1 protein-coding gene is annotated in these 380 nt (G+C 51.1%); it reads left to right on the top strand.

Annotated elements, in window-relative coordinates; translation table 11 throughout:
• On the top strand, positions 1 to 380 hold a 380-nt coding region (locus tag HLG76_RS14710; protein WP_254877717.1), incomplete at both ends, for a GTP-binding protein.

Genomic DNA, 380 nt, shown 5'->3' with positions numbered 1-380 from the left:
CTGACTGCAGCTATCTGTACTGTACTTGCAAAAGTATACGGCGGTGCTGCGCGTGATTTCGCGTCAATCGATAACGCACCAGAAGAGCGTGATCGTGGTATCACCATCGCAACGTCTCACGTTGAGTACGATACGCCAAACCGTCACTACGCACACGTTGACTGCCCAGGACACGCTGACTATGTGAAAAACATGATCACCGGTGCTGCGCAAATGGACGGTGGTATCCTGGTTGTTGCAGCAACTGATGGCCCAATGCCACAGACCCGTGAGCACATCCTACTTGGCCGTCAGGTTGGTATTCCAAACATCCTCGTGTTCATGAACAAATGTGACATGGTTGATGACGAAGAGCTGCTTGAGCTGGTTGAAATGGAAGT

This window comes from Salinivibrio sp. EAGSL (assembly GCF_013366455.1).
In the GTDB taxonomy this organism is placed as follows: domain Bacteria; phylum Pseudomonadota; class Gammaproteobacteria; order Enterobacterales; family Vibrionaceae; genus Salinivibrio; species Salinivibrio costicola.
Note: the sequence above shows the minus strand (reverse complement) of the source record. Positions and strands in the feature narration are given on the sequence as shown.